The 13001-nt window shown below is 36.7% G+C and carries 12 protein-coding genes; 7 read left to right on the top strand and 5 right to left on the bottom strand.

Annotation, left to right across the window (positions count from 1 at the left end; all coding sequences use genetic code 11):
• Window positions 1-5: 5 nt before the first annotated feature.
• The gene (locus ID741_RS13120; protein ID WP_218324750.1) at window positions 6-1928 is read left to right on the top strand and encodes a beta-glucoside-specific PTS transporter subunit IIABC; all 1923 of its coding nucleotides are present in this window, start codon (window positions 6-8) and stop codon (window positions 1926-1928) included.
• 41 nt (window positions 1929-1969) lie between these two features.
• Here the strand turns inward: ID741_RS13120 and ID741_RS13115 are convergent, their stop codons facing one another.
• Window positions 1970-2878 carry a MurR/RpiR family transcriptional regulator gene (locus ID741_RS13115; RefSeq protein ID WP_218324751.1) on the bottom strand — a complete coding sequence of 303 codons (909 nt, stop codon included), beginning with the start codon at window positions 2876-2878 and terminating at the stop codon, window positions 1970-1972.
• Between the two features lie 208 nt (window positions 2879-3086).
• On the opposite strand from ID741_RS13115, the gene ID741_RS13110 reads away from it, so the two are divergent.
• The 3 genes from ID741_RS13110 to ID741_RS13100 are packed head-to-tail and all read left to right on the top strand — an operon-like array spanning window position 3087 to window position 6718.
• Entirely contained in the window at window positions 3087-4475 is a 1389-nt protein-coding gene (locus ID741_RS13110; RefSeq protein WP_438720261.1) for a 6-phospho-beta-glucosidase, read from the top strand.
• Between the two features lie 19 nt (window positions 4476-4494).
• The gene (locus ID741_RS13105) at window positions 4495-5928 is read left to right on the top strand and encodes a 6-phospho-beta-glucosidase (RefSeq protein WP_218324753.1); all 1434 of its coding nucleotides are present in this window, start codon (window positions 4495-4497) and stop codon (window positions 5926-5928) included.
• Window positions 5921-6718: an HAD family hydrolase gene (locus ID741_RS13100; RefSeq protein WP_438720260.1), complete on the top strand. Its 798-nt coding sequence runs from the start codon at window positions 5921-5923 to the stop codon at window positions 6716-6718. Before ID741_RS13105 ends, ID741_RS13100 begins: the two co-directional genes overlap by 8 nt.
• Window positions 6719-6781: 63 nt before the next feature.
• Here ID741_RS13100 and ID741_RS13095 read toward each other — a convergent pair whose 3' ends face one another.
• From ID741_RS13095 to ID741_RS13080, 4 genes are all read right to left on the bottom strand, one after another.
• Entirely contained in the window at window positions 6782-7336 is a 555-nt protein-coding gene (locus tag ID741_RS13095) for a helix-turn-helix transcriptional regulator (RefSeq protein WP_438720259.1), read from the bottom strand.
• A 133-nt stretch (window positions 7337-7469) separates the two neighbouring features.
• Entirely contained in the window at window positions 7470-8495 is a 1026-nt protein-coding gene (gene srlE, locus ID741_RS13090; RefSeq protein WP_438720258.1) for a PTS glucitol/sorbitol transporter subunit IIB, read from the bottom strand.
• A gap of 15 nt (window positions 8496-8510) precedes the next feature.
• Entirely contained in the window at window positions 8511-9035 is a 525-nt protein-coding gene (gene srlA / locus ID741_RS13085; protein WP_218324757.1) for a PTS glucitol/sorbitol transporter subunit IIC, read from the bottom strand.
• Window positions 9035-9427: a transcriptional regulator GutM gene (locus ID741_RS13080; RefSeq protein ID WP_218324758.1), complete on the bottom strand. Its 393-nt coding sequence runs from the start codon at window positions 9425-9427 to the stop codon at window positions 9035-9037. Before ID741_RS13080 ends, srlA begins: the two co-directional genes overlap by 1 nt.
• Before the next feature lie 256 nt (window positions 9428-9683).
• On the opposite strand from ID741_RS13080, the gene ID741_RS13075 reads away from it, so the two are divergent.
• From ID741_RS13075 to ID741_RS13065, 3 genes are all read left to right on the top strand, one after another.
• On the top strand, window positions 9684-10931 hold the full coding sequence (locus ID741_RS13075; protein WP_438720257.1) for an NAD(P)H-dependent oxidoreductase: 1248 nt from the start codon (window positions 9684-9686) through the stop codon (window positions 10929-10931).
• A gap of 92 nt (window positions 10932-11023) precedes the next feature.
• The gene (locus ID741_RS13070) at window positions 11024-11977 is read left to right on the top strand and encodes a sugar-binding transcriptional regulator (protein ID WP_218324760.1); all 954 of its coding nucleotides are present in this window, start codon (window positions 11024-11026) and stop codon (window positions 11975-11977) included.
• Between the two features lie 22 nt (window positions 11978-11999).
• Window positions 12000-12989 (top strand): thiamine pyrophosphate-dependent dehydrogenase E1 component subunit alpha, encoded by a 990-nt coding sequence (locus ID741_RS13065; protein WP_438720256.1) that lies wholly within the window; start codon window positions 12000-12002, stop codon window positions 12987-12989.
• The last annotated feature ends 12 nt before the right edge of the window (window positions 12990-13001 follow it).

Below are 13001 nucleotides of genomic sequence, written 5' to 3'. Positions count from 1 at the left end.
AAAAGATGGGAAAATATGAAGATTTGGCAAAAAAGATCGTCGATAATGTTGGGGGAAGTGACAATATTAATAGTCTGACCCATTGTATTACCCGTTTACGCTTTAAATTGAAAGATGAAAATAAAGCCAAAGATGAAGTTTTAAAAAATACGGATGGTGTTGTGACTGTCATGAAAAGTGGCGGACAGTATCAAGTAGTCATCGGTAATCACGTACCTGATGTCTACGCAGATGTGCAATCAGTAGCTGGAATAAGTGGTGAATCTGAAGATGCCGCAAAAAGTGATGGCAATATTTTTAACCGTTTAATCGACATCTTAAGTGGTTGTTTCCAACCATTTTTAGGTGCTTTAGCAGCGGCCGGGATGATTAAAGGTTTAAATGCTTTGTTAGTATTTTTGGGAACGTTGGGCTGGTTCAACTACACGGTGACATCTGGTAATTATTTGATGTTAAATGCCATTGGTGACGCAATATTTATGTTCATGCCAGTAGTTCTTGGTTTCACTGCAGCGAAAAAATTTGGACTAAATCCAATGGTGGGAATTGTAGTAGGTGCTGCAATGTGTTACCCAACAGTTCAAGGAACAGCGTTACAGGCAGCCTTTACTGAAGCTGCTGGTGCAAATGCAGCTGCGCCATATAGCTTGTTTGGATTACCGGCATATGAGAGATTCTTTGGCATTCCATGGGTAGGAGCAAACTATACTAGTAGTGTTGTACCAGTTATTTTTATTATTGCCTTTGCTGCCCAAATTCAAAAATTGGCGAAAAAGATTATTCCGACTGTTGTACAAAATTTCGTTGTACCATTTTTAGTTCTTTTAATTGCTTTACCGATTGGTTTTTTGGTCATTGGACCCGTAATTTCAATTTTAACTGATCTTTTAAGTGCTGGTTTCCAAGCATTGATGGCCTTCTCACCAGCATTATATGGTGTGGTTTTAGGTTTCTTCTGGCAAGTGCTGGTTATCTTCGGTTTACATTGGTCAATTGTTCCATTAGCAATTATGCAAGTAACCATGAATGGATCAAGTATGATTTTAACAGGTACATTTGGCGCAAGTTTTGCTCAAACTGCCGTTGTTTTAGCTATGTACTTCAAGCTAAAAGACAAAAATTTGAAAGCTTTATGCCCGCCAGCAATTATTTCAGGCTTGTTCGGTGTAACCGAGCCAGCAATTTACGGGATTACTTTACCTAAAAAGACGCCATTTGTTTTCTCAATGATCGCCGGAGCTGTTTCAGGTCTGTTTTTAATGATTAATCAAGTGACTGCCTTCACATCAGGTGGATTAGGAATTTTTGGTATTTTTAACTACATTTCTCCAGATGGAAATGCTAGAGGCATGTGGATTTCATTAATAGCGATTGGTATCGCTGGAGTCGTTGGTTTTGGTTTAACAATGGCTTTTTGGAAGGATAAAACTGTTGTTGCTGATCAAGAATTACCAGAAAATGCTGCAAAAATTCGGAAAGAAGTTGTTACCTCTCCATTAGAAGGACAGTTAATGCCACTAGATACAGCAAGTGATCAAGCTTTTGCCCAAGGTATTTTAGGTAGAGGTGTTGTGATTCATCCAACTAAAGGAGAAGTCGTTGCCCCATTTGACGGTACAGTTATGACGATGTTCCCGACAAAACATGCGATTGGTTTAGTTTCAGATCATGGTATGGAACTATTGATTCATATTGGTATGGACACCGTTCAATTAAATGGAAATTTCTTTGAAAATCACGTCAAACAAGGTGACAAGGTAAAACGTGGAGACAAATTAGTGAGTTTTGATATTCAAGAAATTCGAAATGCTGGTTATTCCGTCGAAACTCCTGTAATCGTTACCAACTCAGCTGATTATTTAGATATTGTTGAATCAGATAAAAAAGAAATTAACGACAATGACGAACTATTAACAGCGGTATTGTAAATCAATAATTAAAGAAAAGTCCTTTAACTAGTGACTTTTCTTTAATTTGGTCTTAAAAAATCACGATATTGAATGTTAGGTTCAGCCATAATATCTGAGCTGGACTTTCTGATATCTACTTGTTCACCGATGGAAATTAGGTGATTAAGATTTTTTTCATAATCTTCAGCAAAGACGCAGCTGTATAAAACATCTAATAAAAAACTGATCGAACTATTAATGCTATAGTTTGCAATTTTTGAATAGAGTCTTTCTCTGGTTGTTATGTGCAAAACAGCTTGAGCTTTTTCAGCAAGCGTATTTTCACCAATGCTTGTTAACGCAATAAAAGGAATTTTTTGTTGATTAAAAAGTTCAGCTAATTTAGTCATCATGACATTTTCACCGGTATATGAAATCAAAATGCAAACATCATCGGGATGAGTATTATGTGCTTCATAAGATTGTTCATTCATAGTGGATACTACACGAACAGCTCGATTGAGTCGGCGCATCTTTAAAGCGAAGTCTTCAGCGATCAATAAATTGGCATTGCTTCCAAAAATCTTAATGGTACGGGCATTGAGCAATAATTGTTGGGCTTTTTGTAATTGATCATGATGGAGCAAACTTAAGCTGTCAGCGATTGTGTCTTTTTCTAGACTAGCAATTTTATGAGCAACTGTCATAATGCCGTCTTGTGGCGAAAACGGTAAATTGGCATCAATATCAGTGAAATACGTATTCAAATAGTGGGATTCAGCTAAAAAAGCATCTTTTAAAGCCGACCAACCTGAAAAATTTAGTTTTTTAGCGACACGAATTAATGTGGATGGATGGACATAAGTGATTTCGGCAATTTCTTTAACGGTTAAGTCTCTCAACTGACTGTCAGAATGTAATAGGAACCTAATAACATTCTCTTCAGCAGTTGAAAAATGAATTTGTTTCATTTTTTCACGGATAAGCATATATTCCCCTCCAAAATATTTACGATATTTTTGTATTGTTGTAAATGATATTAAAGCAAAGTACTACTGTTTTGCAATAGCGTTTACAAATAATACCGCATATAAAGATAAAATTTGTAAATAGTATTGGAATCAACTCAAAACGAATTGTAAATATATTTTACAGATAGGATAATAAATTTGTAAATTAATTATAAGGAGTGAGCTAATGAATCAAGGTGTAAAAATTGCCACGATTGGTGGCGGAAGTAGTTATACCCCAGAATTAATGGAAGGTTTTATCAAAAGATATGAGGAATTACCAATTTCAGAGATTTGGTTGGTAGATATTGAAGCTGGAAAAGAAAAGTTAGCGATTGTCGGAGCAATGGCCCAAAGAATGTGGGATGCTTCACCATATGATGTGAAAATCCATTTGACTTTAGATCGCGAAGCAGCTTTAAAAGATGCTGATTTTGTTACCACACAATTTCGAGTTGGTTTATTGGAAGCACGAATCAAGGATGAAAGAATCCCTGCTTATTATGGCATGTTAGGACAAGAGACTAACGGACCAGGTGGAATTTTTAAAGCGTTAAGAACTGTGCCAATCATTCTGGAAATTGTTGAAGATATGAAACGGCTTTGTCCAGATGCCTGGTTGATTAATTTTGCCAATCCTAGTGGCATGGTGACAGAAGCCATTGTTCGTTATGCTAAGTGGGAAAAAGTCATTGGTTTATGTAATGTACCTGTGATGGCGACGATGATTGAGCCAGCATTAATCGGGAAAAATCCAGATGAGTTAATTTATAAATTTGCTGGGTTAAATCATTTTCACTGGCATAAAGTTGCGGATAATCATGGCAATGACGTGACGATGGATATCATTGAAAAAATGTATGAAGAAGACAACGGCTTACCGAAAAATATTTTCGATATTCCTTTTTATCATGAACAGCTAGAACAGATGAAAATGATTCCTTGTGGTTATCATCGGTATTACTATCGTCAAGAAGAAATGCTGGAACATGCTTTAGAAGAATATCAAACAATTGGTACGCGCGCCCAACAAGTCAAGCAAACAGAAACTGAATTATTTGAACTCTACAAAGATCCAGCACTAAATTACAAACCGGAGCAGTTGCAGCAACGGGGTGGAGCGTATTACTCTGATGCAGCTTGTGAAACAATTGCTTCAATCTATGCCAATAAAAACACGCAATTGGTCGTTTCTACTAAAAATGATGGTGCTGTTCCGGATTTACCAGCGGATTGTGTTGTTGAAGTGACTGCTTATGTAGGTGGTCAAGGAGCACGCAATGTTGCCTTTGGTACATTACCGACAGCTGAAAGAGGTTGGCTGCAAGTGATGAAAGCAATGGAATTATTGACAATTGAGGCTGCAGTCACAGGTGATTATAATACTGTTTTGCAAGCCTTCACGATTAATCCATTAATTCCGTCAGGAAAAACTGCCAAACGAGTAATGGATGAATTGTTTATTGCCCACAAAGAATATTTACCAAACTTTAAAGCAACAATCGAAAAATTAATGGCAGAAGGAATCGAAGTTCAGGATCAAGTAGCTAGTCATTTAGATTTAATAGAAGTATAAAACTTAGGAGGAATCATGCATGGCATTTAGAAAAGATTTTTTATGGGGTGGCGCAACAGCTGCTAATCAATGTGAAGGAGGATACGATCAAGGTGGACGTGGTCTTGCCAATGTCGATTTAGCACCAGTTGGCAAAGATCGAATAGGGGTCATTACTGGTGAGCAAAAAATGTTTGATTTTGATGATGACCATTTTTATCCAGCAAAAAATGCGATTGATATGTATCATCGCTATAAAGAGGACATTGCTTTATTTGGTGAGATGGGATTTAAAACTTATCGCTTATCGATTGCTTGGAGTCGGATTTTTCCTAAAGGTGATGAAACCGAACCAAATGAAGATGGCTTAAAATTTTATGAAGACTTGTTTAAAGAATGTCATAAATACAATATTGAACCGCTAGTGACGATTACTCATTTTGACTGTCCAATGCATTTAGTTGAGAAATATGGCGCATGGCGTAGTCGTGAATTAGTTGGTTTTTATGAAAACTTATGTCAGGTGATTTTTAATCGATATAAAGGCTTGGTTAAATATTGGTTGACTTTTAATGAAATCAATATGATTCTACATGCGCCATTTATGGGAGCTGGACTTTACTTTGAACCAGGAGAAAACAAGGAACAAGTGAAATATCAAGCAGCCCATCACGAATTAGTTGCTTCAGCGATAGCAACGAAAATTGCCCATGAAGTTGACCCGGAAAATAAAGTGGGATGTATGCTAGCCGCTGGTGCTTACTATCCGTACTCATGTAACCCGGAAGATGTGTGGGCTTCTCGTAAAAATGATCGAGAAAATTATTTCTTTATTGATGTTCAATCTCGTGGTGAATATCCAGCATATGCTATAAAAGAATTAGAACGCAACGGCATCGAAATTAAAATGGCCGATGGCGATGCAGAATTATTAAAAAATCATACTGTCGATTTTATTTCTTTTTCTTATTATTCTTCTCGAGTGGCAACCACTGATCCTGATTTATTGGAAAAAACTGAAGGAAATATTTTTGCTTCTATTAAAAATCCCTATTTAAAAGCTAGTGAATGGGGTTGGCAAATTGATCCTTTAGGGCTGAGAATTACTTTAAATGACTTATATGATCGCTATCAAAAACCATTATTTATTGTAGAGAATGGTTTAGGAGCTGTTGATACACCAGATGAAAATGGCTATGTTGAAGACGATTATCGGATAAATTATTTGGCTGAACATTTACAAGCAATGAAAGACGCTGTCGAGTTAGATGGAGTTGATCTTTTAGGATATACAACTTGGGGCTGTATTGATTTGGTTTCAGCTGGAACTGGCGAGATGAAAAAACGTTATGGTTTCATCTATGTAGACCGTGATAATGACGGCAACGGCAGTCTAAAACGCAGTAAGAAGAAATCTTTCGACTGGTATAAAAAAGTGATTACCACAAACGGTGAGGATTTGAGTAATGATTAAGTTGGTTTTAACCGATTTAGATGGCACATTTTTAAATAGTCAAAGTCTGTTTGATGAGAAGTTATATTTGAAAGTGCGTAAAATGATGCAAGAAAAGGGAATTATTTTTGCACCCGTGACTGGAAAACAAGCTGAAAGAGTTGAGGAACTTTTTGTGAATGTAGGCTTTGAAGACTTATGGATTTTAGGAGACAGTGCAACTCGAATCAAGCATCAAGGGAAAATTGTTTATCAAGATTTGTTGCCAAATAGAGTCGGTCTTAAAATGATTGAGAAGCTACAACAGATCCCACATCAGACAATTATCGCTTGCACTGAAGAAGCCGCTTTTATCTTAAAAGATACGCCGGAAGCTGACTTATTTTTTGTAAATGGGTCGTACCAAGTAGTGAAATTTGTTGACAAGTATGATCAAATAAGTGATGATTTCATAAAAATTACGGTTTTGGATAATCAGCTACGTACTTTTGAAACGGTTAAGCTTTTAGAACAGTATCAAGATCAAGCATATTTTGTGGCTTCTGAACCTCGCTGGATAGATATTGCTCAGCTAAATGTCCATAAGGGCACGACAGTTCAAGAATTGCAAAAATTGTTAGGTATTTCAAAATCCGAAACAATGGCATTTGGAGATGGTTTAAATGATATAGAATTGTTTGCCGAATCCGACTATAGCTTTGCTGTGAAAAATGCATTCACTGAGACTAAAGCTGCCGCAAATTATCAAGTGAACTTGAGCAATGATGAAAATGCTGTATTAGTAACATTAGCAAAAATGTTAGCAATTTAAAATAAGCAGTCAGTTTGTGTTATTCAAGCTGGCTGCTTGTTTTTCGGTTGAGATCAAGTAGTTTTAGATTTTAATGATACCAAAAGCAGCCAAAAAATAAATAACTAACAAAGTGAAAACAACTAAAAAGCTAAGAAAAATTATTCCTTGAATCATTCTTTGACTGATGAGTAGTTTTATTTTTGATACTGGTTGATAAAAATCCTCTTTATAATAAATGGTGATCCAGAAAAGAAAAATAAGTTGGGCTAATTGAAGAGGGATTACTAGGATAATCGCTTCAAAAATTTCTGTTTGACGAATAACATTAATAAAGCCGGCAATCGAGCCAATGATAACAGTAAAAGAAATGATGCTAATAAAAACCCCTTGTTGAACTAAGTTAAATAAGGTAACATCTTGTTTAAGCTTTTTCATATACTTCTCATCTCCTTTCATTAACGCATCCAATGACATTTGATAATAATCACTGATTTTAATTAGAGTAGGCACATCCGGAAAGCTATTTTCAGTTTCCCAACTGGAAACTGTTTGTCTAGAGACAAACAAATAATCAGCAACTTGTTGTTGCGTCAGCTGCAATTCATTTCTACGCATTTTTAAAATATTCCCTAACATATTTTCACCCCTTGCTTAGTTTAATTGTAAATGAAAGAGGAGGTTTTACTAGCAAATATTCTTAGCATCATTGATTTAACAACAAAAAAAACTCCAGAAAGGAATTATCCTTCGTGGAGTTCAAAAAATATTTTTATTTATATAGTCCAAAACTAAATAGCCAAGCAATTAAAACAGAAAGGGGACCCGTCAAAAGCCTTGAGAAAAGTACAGCTGGTACACCAATTTCAACTGTATAAGGTTCTGCTTCAGAAAGAGTTAAACCAACAGGAACAAAATCTGCACCAGCTTGGGAATTAATCGCAAACAATGCTGGTAAAGCCATAGCAGGAGCAATCGAACCTTTACCAATTTCTACGCCTAAAAGTACACCAACAACTTGAGCAATAACAGCTCCAGGTCCTAATACTGGTGATAAGATTGGAATTGTACAGATTAAGGATAAAATGACCATCCCAACAATATTATTTGCTAAAGGTCGGACACCTGTCGCAATAAAGTTACCGATACCAGTGTAATTAATCAAACCTACTAACATACTTACAAAAGTCATAAAAGGTAAGATATTTTTGATAACCATGTCTAAAGTATCTCGCCCAGCTTGATAAAAAACACCGACAAACTGTCCTACGACACGACCAATTTTATTAATTAAGCCGAAAATCCCACCTTGCTTTTGCGTAGCTGCTTTTTTCTCTTTGACATCGACTTTTGCCTGCGCATATTTATCTTGAAAGTTTTCTTCATTTTCTTCAGGAGCTACTACTGGTTCTACACTAACTTCATCAGATTCTTCCACGATCCGAATATTTTCTGGCTTCACTCCAGAAACAAAAATATCTTCTGTGATATGTTTTGCCAGAGGTCCAGAAGGGGAGGAAGGCAGAACATCCACGGTTGGCACCCGTTTCATGGGATAAACGCCAATCCGTGCAGTCCCACCACAGTCAATTACAGCACACATCATCTCATCTTCAGGAATCGAAGTCTTAAAGCCATCGACGGCTTCTCCGCCGGATAGTTCAGCAATTTTTTCAGCAACTGGATGAATCCCACCACCAGTTACAGAGGCTATTTTTATTTTTTTTCCTTCAGGTTTTAATTCAAAGCCAGGTCCCCAGCCATTATTTCCACGACCTACAAAGATTTTTCTATACATAGTTTTGTCCTCCATCTAGGCTTCTGCCGGTTCTTTCCACATAATTTTAGTTAATGTTTCTGTACAAATACCACGAATTAGAATGACGATTAAGCCTACAAGAAAATAGCGAACGGCTAAAGGCATTGTTGACAAACCTAAAGTAGTAATCCCAGATGAAATACCCGTCCAAACAAATAATTCTCCAGCATTCGCATGGGGAAATAGACCAGTAATTGGGTGAACTAATGAAACCGCTGAGTCGTAAAAAGCTGGTTTTTGTTTTTCTTTTAAGAAACGTCCGAAGGAATAACACATCGGATTGGTCATGAAAAAGACCGCCAATAGTGGGAATAGGGAGTAGCGTAAGACAATATTTTTAGTACAAAATTGAGCGAAATTCGTTACCCGTTCTTCTCCAATTAAAGCTATAAGAGCATTTACAAATGTTAATAAGACCATCAAGGTAGGCAAAATCCCAGTAATTAAACCAACTAAGTTTTCCCCACCTGCATTAAAAATTCCGATAAATCCTTCTGCAATCTTTACTAAAAAGTCCATTAGATTCCCTCCGCTTTCATTATTTCTTGATTGATTAAATCAAAGGCTTGTTGAAAAGCTCTGATTCTTTGTTTCCCCTTTAAAGCCGTCATTGTTTCATTGACATTTTTTCCTATCAATCGTTCTTTTTGTTTGAATCGAGCAAAAACGGTATAACCAGACATTTCGCGATAGTCTAAAATCGTACCGTGTTCATCCGCCACAAGTAGAGAAATTACACCTTTTCCCATTTTAAATTTTGCTTTGGCGACGCCCACACCTAAGTAACCATCAGATCGATGCTTAATTTGATTCAACATATGATGATAATTTTTATGCTGAAAATATGACATGCCAATCTGTATTCCCCAACAAAGCACTAATAAAATAATTAAACCAGCATAGTTAGCCATAGTCTTCCTCCTCTTTTTTCTATGTAAGCGCTTGTATAAACAAAATCTTAAATTTTTTTGAAATCAATGTCAACGGAATTTTATCATAATTCACATATTGGAACATATGTGATATTTGTGAATAAATCGGAAATTATGTTACATTACAATTAGAAAAAATATGAATTTACTCATTGACTTTTAAAATAAAGCGCTTTATGATTGTTTGTGTATCATATGTTACGTGTAATAACAAAAGAGAAGGAGCGATAACAGTATGACAATTTATCAACAGTTGTTACAAAGACAAGTAGAAGAAAATCCAATCAAAGTCGGGGTAATCGGTGCAGGACAAATGGGTTATGGCATGATTGCACAAATTGCAACGATCCCAGGAATGGCAGTCACTGGCGTGAGTGATATTCGCCAAGAATTTGCTCAAAAGGCAGCCGATGCGTATTTAGCTTCATCAGATATCAAAAATAAAGTGTTAGTAACTACCGATTTTAAAGAAGTCATTCATTCGCTAAACGTTGAAGTGATTGTAGATGCGACGGGTGTACCAGAAGTTGGGGCAAAAATTGCTTTGGAAACGTTGATCGCCAAAAAACAATTGGTTCTATTAAATGTTGAAATTGATATCACCATTGGGCCATTGATGCATAAGCTTTATCAAGCAGCTGATTTAGTTTATACCGGTTCTGATGGAGATGAACCCGCAGCAACAACCGAGCTTTTTGAATTTGCTAAATCAATGGGAATGGAAGTTTTAGTAGCTGGTAAAGGTAAAAATAATAAATTAAATGTTGGTGCAAATCCAGATACTGCTCAAGCAGAAGCAGATAAGAAACAAATGGCTTCACATATGTTGGCAGCCTTCCAAGATGGTACAAAAACAATGGCAGAAATGAATTTACTATCAAATGCGATCGGATTTGTACCGGATAAAGTAGGAATGCATGGACTAGCAGGAGATGTAGACTCGGTTATTAAAGATTTAGATTTGAAAGAAAATGGAGGTGTCTTAAGTCAATATGGCGTAGTAGAATATGTTGATGGGTTGGCACCAGGAGTCTTTGTCATTGTGAAAGGACAAAATGAAGGCGTCCGTCATGAGTTAAGTTACTTAATGAAGAGAGGTGATCGGGATCATCATATTTTATATCGACCATATCACTTAGCAAGTTTAGAAACACCGATTACAATCGCAAAAGCAGTTTTAAGAAATGATCATGCTATTGTACCGCTAGGCGCACCAGTTTCAGAAACTGTAGCTGTAACGAAAAAGGATATTGCTGAAGGTGAAAAACTAGATGGCATCGGTGGATTCTGTGTTCGTGGCGTATTGGAAACTCATGTTGATATGAAGAAAGATGGTCATATTCCAATTGGTTTGATTTCTGGAAATGTGATTGCCCGTCGACCAATTAAAGCGGGAACGTTTATTACTGAAGAAGATGTTGTATTGGATGAATCAACGACAGTTTATCAATTAAGAAAATTACAAGATAGTACATTTGATTAAAAAATGTGGTTGATTGTGAAAACCATACATTTTCACTAATTTTTCTTGTAAAATAAAGAGTATTAATAAAAAGGAAAATTCGGAGGGGAATTATGAGCTATTCACAAGATATGCATTTATTAGTTGGCATTGCCACAATGTATTACGACGAGGGAGCGAAACAAGCTGATATTGCCAAAAAATATAATATCAGCCGCTCGCTTGTTTCAAAATATCTTACAAAAGCAAGAGAATTGGGATTAGTTGAAATTATTATTCATGACGAAATGATTCATCCCCATAAAAATATCGAGGACAAAATAAAAAGACGCTACAATTTAGACGAAGTGATTTGCGTAGATTCAAAAGAACCCGAGCAATTAATTAAAAAATTAGGCGTAGCTGCAGCAAAATATCTAACTCGTGTCATTCAGCCAAACCAAATTGTTGGCGTGTCAGCTGGCAACACTGTGCATGAAATGGCGCTGAATTTTTACTCGAAAAATAAATTATCATCAGTGACTTTTGTTCCTTTGGCAGGTGGATTGGGTCAGCAACATAGTGCGATTCAAGCCAATACCGTCTGTGAAATATTAGGTCAAAAAAGTGGTGGTCAATATTTAGCTTTGCATGCACCGATTACGACAGACACAAAAGAAGCGAAAGAAGTTTTTATGAATCAATCCTTTATTAAAAAGGTATTCACTAAAGCAGCAGCAGCGGATATTGCGGTTGTTGGAATCGGTGGTTCACCAGTATATTCAACGATGACTAAAATTTATTTGACTGAAAAAAACAATGAATTGGCTGAGGATATAAAACGAACGGATATTGTTGGAGATATTTGTTACAATTTTATTGACAAGCAAGGTGCATTAGTAGACTGTAACTGGAATCAACGAGTGATTTCGTTACCATTAGACGATTTGAAAAAAATACCAAAAGTGATTGGTGTCTGTGGTGGTCATGATAAGGTTGAAAGTATTCATGCAGCGATTTCTGGTGGCTTAATCAATATTTTAATTACGGATGATATTACCGCAAATTTATTACTAGATTTTATGTAGTCGTCACAAAGGAGTGTCGGCAATGAGCATGTCATTACCAAATGATGCTGGATTAAAGGATCAAGAATTAAAAGATATATATGAAACGATGTGGAATATTCGTTTTTTTGATGAGAAAGTGGATCAGCTTTTCGCCAAGGGTGTGATTCACGGAACAACTCACTTGGCAGTGGGTCAAGAAGCAACTGCAGCAGGAAGTGGCGCGGTTCTAAGAAAAACTGACTGGATCACTGCTACTCACCGCGGTCATGGTCAGACGATTGCTAAAGGGACCAATATTCATGCGATGATGGCAGAATTATTTGGTCGAACGACTGGTACCAATAAAGGTAAAGGTGGTTCGATGCATATTGCTGATCTCGACACAGGAAATCTCGGAGCTAATGGTATTGTGGGTGGTGGATTTCCAATTGCAACCGGAGCTGCTTTGACTGAGAAGTTGAAAAAAACAGACACAGTTGCTTTGGCCTATGCTGGTGACGGCTCTACTAATGAAGGAAGCTTTCATGAGTCTGTCAATTTAGCTGCGATATGGGATTTACCTGTTATATTTTTTATTGAAAATAATCAATATGGTATGAGTGGTCCTTTTAAGAAAATGATGCGAGTAGATAAATTATCTGATCGGGCTAAAGCATATGGGATTGAAGGCGTAACTATCGATGGCAATGATTTGATTGAGGTTATTAATACGACTTATGCAGCAGTAGAAAAAGCCCGCCGTGGTGAAGGACCAACCTTGATTGAGGCAATGACTTACCGTTGGAAAGGGCATTCAAAATCTGATGCTAAAAAATATCGTACAAAAGAAGAAGAGGAAGATTGGCGAAAAAATCGTGATCCGATTCGCTTAGCGAAAGAACAGATGATCGGAGCGGGCATTTTTACAGAAGAAGAAGCTGAAGAAATTCGGTTACAGGCAAAACAACGAATTGAAGATGCTGTGACTTTTGCAGAAGAAAGTCCAATGCCAGCTTTAGAAACTCTTTACGAAAACGTTTATGCGGATTAGGAGGGAATTGTC

Origin of the sequence: Enterococcus sp. AZ103, assembly GCF_051714685.1 — a bacterium.
In the GTDB taxonomy this organism is placed as follows: domain Bacteria; phylum Bacillota; class Bacilli; order Lactobacillales; family Enterococcaceae; genus Enterococcus_A; species Enterococcus_A alishanensis.
This window is presented reverse-complemented; position numbering and strand designations above follow the sequence as displayed.